The following is a 3,416-nucleotide window of genomic DNA, read 5'->3' as shown; positions in this document are numbered from 1 at the left end:
ACCAACACCACCTGATAAGTGAACGTTTTTACCGATTTGAGCACATGAACCTACAGTTGCCCATGTATCAACCATTGTGCCTTCATCTACGTAAGCACCAATGTTGACATAAGATGGCATTAACACCACATTTTTAGCTTGGAAACTACCACGACGAGCAACAGCAGGAGGAACAACACGAACACCCGCAGCTTTAAATTGCTCTTCAGTCCAACCAGAGAATTTAGTTTCAACTTTGTCGTAGAAACGAAGATCACATGACTCGATTGGTTTATTGTCATTAAGTTTAAATGATAATAAAACAGCTTTTTTTAACCATTGATGAACAACCCATTCACCATTGATTTTTTCTGCAACTCGAAGTGTACCGTTATCTAAACCAGCAATTGCTTCTTCAACAGCTTGGCGAATTTCGCTTGGGCAATCTGTTGCAGTGAAATTTGCGCGGTCTTCAAATGCTTGCTCAATGATCGTAGAAAGCTGAGACATGATCTTCCTTCCATAAAAAATTTTAAAGATTTTACACTAATTTGTGACAAGAATCTTTCAAAAAACGTGTTACGTTTAATTGATGATATAAATGAGGTAAATCGAAATAAGCTTATTAGATAATCAAGTGTTTTTTACACAAAAATGATTTGAAAATAAAAATTTAACTCAATTTGTATCAAAAAATAACAGAAATCTAGCATTTTTTGTATAAAAAAGAATCTAAGCTGTCATTATTATGATTTCAGTCACAAGATGAATAAATTAAAAACAAAGCCTTTTTGAGGAGAAAACTATGAAAGCATTACGTGTGTTAGTCACAACAACAGCTTTATTCGCTGCTGGTGCCGCAATGGCAGATGAAGCTGTTGTTCATGACAGCTATGCATTTGACCAAAAACAATTACTTCCTGTAGGGGTGCGTGCTGAGGTAGGTACAACTGGTTACGGTGGTGCTTTATTATGGCAAGCCAACCCATATGTAGGTTTGGCTCTGGGTTATAACGGCGGTGACATTTCGTGGACAGATGACGTCTCTGTAAATGGTACTAAATATGACCTAGATATGGATAACAATAATATTTATCTAAATGCTGAAATACGTCCTTGGGGCGCTAGTTCTAATCCATGGGCTCAAGGCTTATATGTAGCTGCGGGTGCTGCTTATTTAGATAATGATTATGACTTAGCTAAACGTATTGGTAATGGCGAAACATTATCAATTGATGGTAAAAACTATCAACAAGCAGTTGCTGGCCAAGAAGGTGGTGTAAGAGGTAAGATGAATTATGAAAATAATATCGCCCCTTATGTAGGTTTTGGTTTTGCACCGAAATTTAATAAAAATTGGGGTGTATTTGGTGAAGTAGGTGCTTACTATACAGGTAATCCAAAAGTTCAGTTAACTCAATATAATCTTGCTCCTGTGAATGGTAACCCAACGTCTGCTCAAGATGCAGTAGATAAGGAAGAAAATGAAATTCGTAATGACGATAAATACAAATGGTTACCAGTTGGTAAGGTTGGTGTGAACTTCTACTGGTAAGATCACAAAAGAAAAACGAGCTACGGCTCGTTTTTTTGTACTTAATAAAAAAATAAAAGAGCTAAAAAGCTCTTTTATTTTTTTAATTTTTACTCATCTGGATAGGCAATTTTTTTCAATGCTTTAATGTCAGCATCAGGTGAGCATAAAGAAATAAACTCATAACCATAACCACGTAATAAATGGCCTTTGCGAACAGCAATCCATGTGGTGTTGACACCAAAGATATCAGTTTTAATTTGTTTTAAACGATAATCACGTTCTGCATCGTAAGCGACATCATTGACAATTCCGACGCCCATTCCGAGTTCAACGTAAGTTTTGATAACATCGGCATCAAGCGCAGACATTACAATATCGGCATCAATTTGTGCATCTTCAAATGCTTTATCGATCTTTGAACGACCTGTAAAACCGCCGTGATAAGTAATTAGTGGGTATTCAGATAAAGCATCAAGATCAATTTTATCGAGCTGTGTAAGTGGGTGATCTTGAGGAGTGATAATGCTGTGCTGCCATTGATAGTATGGAATACTTGCTAAATTTTCTTCAGTTGTTAAAGACTCTGTCGCGATACCAATATCAGCTTCACCTTGTAAAAGCATTTCTGCAATTTCGACAGGACTTGCTTGTTGCAAAATCAAATGAACTTTTGGAAATAGTTTCTTAAATTGATTGACGATTGGTGGTAATACATAACGTGCTTGAGTATGAGTTGTTGCAATCGTTAAAGTACCTTCGTCCACTTTATTAAAGTCATCGGCAAGACGTTTAATATTTTCAGCATCTACAAGCATGCGTTCTACAATGCTAAGGAGTGATTGGCCGGGTTCAGTTAAACCAAGCAGACGTTTACCTTTACGGACGAAAAGTTGTACGCCTAATTCATCTTCTAAATCTTTAATATGCTTACTTACACCTGATTGAGAGGTGTATAACGCGGCAGATGCTTCCGTTAAATTAAAGTTTTGGCGTACTGTTTCTCGGATAATTCTTAATTGTTGAAAGTTCATTTACACTTTTCCTCAAAAGAGGTGAGGAACGGCTTTAAATACCACGAGATGGCTCCTCACCAAATAATTCCTTAAGCAACTTGATCTGCAAATAGGTGAAGTTGAGATGCACTTACCCAAACAGTTTGATTTGGTTTAAATGCATGTTGTTTTGCAGCTTCACTGCTCAGAGCAATCTCAATTAAACGTCCATTACGATCTTGTAATTCCGCCACTACTTTTCCAGCAATCCAGACTTCACGTACAAAAGTTGCTTCAATTGTATTTGCCTGTGGTTGCGCATGAATATGTAACTCATCCGGACGGGCAAAAGCAATTACTTTTCCTTGCGGTGCCTGAACTGTGGTCGGTAATTCGATACGATCATTGCCAATACGGATAATACCGCTTGCATGTTCACCTTCAAAACGATTTGCTTGACCCAAGAAATCAAATACAAATGGTGTTGCAGGTTTTTCGTAAACTTCACGTGGAGAACCGATTTGTTCGACGTTACCTTTATTCATCACAATAATTTGGTCTGCTACTTCAAGTGCTTCTTCTTGGTCATGGGTTACGAAAATTGAAGTGATATGCAGCTCATCATGCAAGTTACGTAACCAGCGGCGTAATTCTTTACGAACCTTAGCATCTAGTGCACCAAATGGTTCATCAAGCAATAACACACGAGGTTCTACGGCAAGTGCACGAGCTAAGGCAATACGTTGGCGTTGACCACCAGAAAGCTGGGCTGGGTAACGGTCTGCTAAAAAGCCCAATTGAACCAAATCGAGTAGACGAGTCACACGTTTTTTAATTTCGGCTTCCGATGGGCGTGTGGCACGAGGACGGACACGTAAACCAAAGGCAATATTGTCAAATACGGTCAT

At 38.2% G+C, this 3,416-nt stretch carries 4 protein-coding genes; 1 reads left to right on the top strand and 3 read right to left on the bottom strand.

Annotated features, from left to right (window positions below; all coding sequences use genetic code 11):
* The coding region (locus tag C1642_RS07690; RefSeq protein ID WP_103236142.1) for a 2,3,4,5-tetrahydropyridine-2,6-dicarboxylate N-succinyltransferase at positions 1–489 on the bottom strand (489 nt) is incomplete at its 3' end.
* A gap of 295 nt (positions 490–784) precedes the next feature.
* Here C1642_RS07690 and carO point away from each other — a divergent pair.
* Entirely contained in the window at positions 785–1,534 is a 750-nt protein-coding gene (gene carO, locus C1642_RS07685) for an ornithine uptake porin CarO type 1 (protein WP_014207379.1), read from the top strand.
* 89 nt (positions 1,535–1,623) lie between these two features.
* Here carO and C1642_RS07680 read toward each other — a convergent pair whose 3' ends face one another.
* The gene (locus C1642_RS07680) at positions 1,624–2,547 is read right to left on the bottom strand and encodes a CysB family HTH-type transcriptional regulator (protein WP_001011052.1); all 924 of its coding nucleotides are present in this window, start codon (positions 2,545–2,547) and stop codon (positions 1,624–1,626) included.
* Positions 2,548–2,618: 71 nt separating this feature from the next.
* Positions 2,619–3,416, bottom strand: a 798-nt coding sequence (locus C1642_RS07675) for a sulfate/molybdate ABC transporter ATP-binding protein (RefSeq protein WP_011859934.1), incomplete at its 5' end; no start/stop codon positions are given.

Source organism: Acinetobacter sp. AKBS16 (assembly GCF_002899995.1).
In the GTDB taxonomy this organism is placed as follows: domain Bacteria; phylum Pseudomonadota; class Gammaproteobacteria; order Pseudomonadales; family Moraxellaceae; genus Acinetobacter; species Acinetobacter baumannii.
This window is presented reverse-complemented; position numbering and strand designations above follow the sequence as displayed.

Coding starts and splice junctions, on each gene's coding strand:
- carO (WP_014207379.1), top strand. CDS start 785: ATGAAAGCATTACGTGTGTTAGTCACAACAACAGCTTTATTCGCTGCT.
- C1642_RS07680 (WP_001011052.1), bottom strand. CDS start 2,547: ATGAACTTTCAACAATTAAGAATTATCCGAGAAACAGTACGCCAAAAC.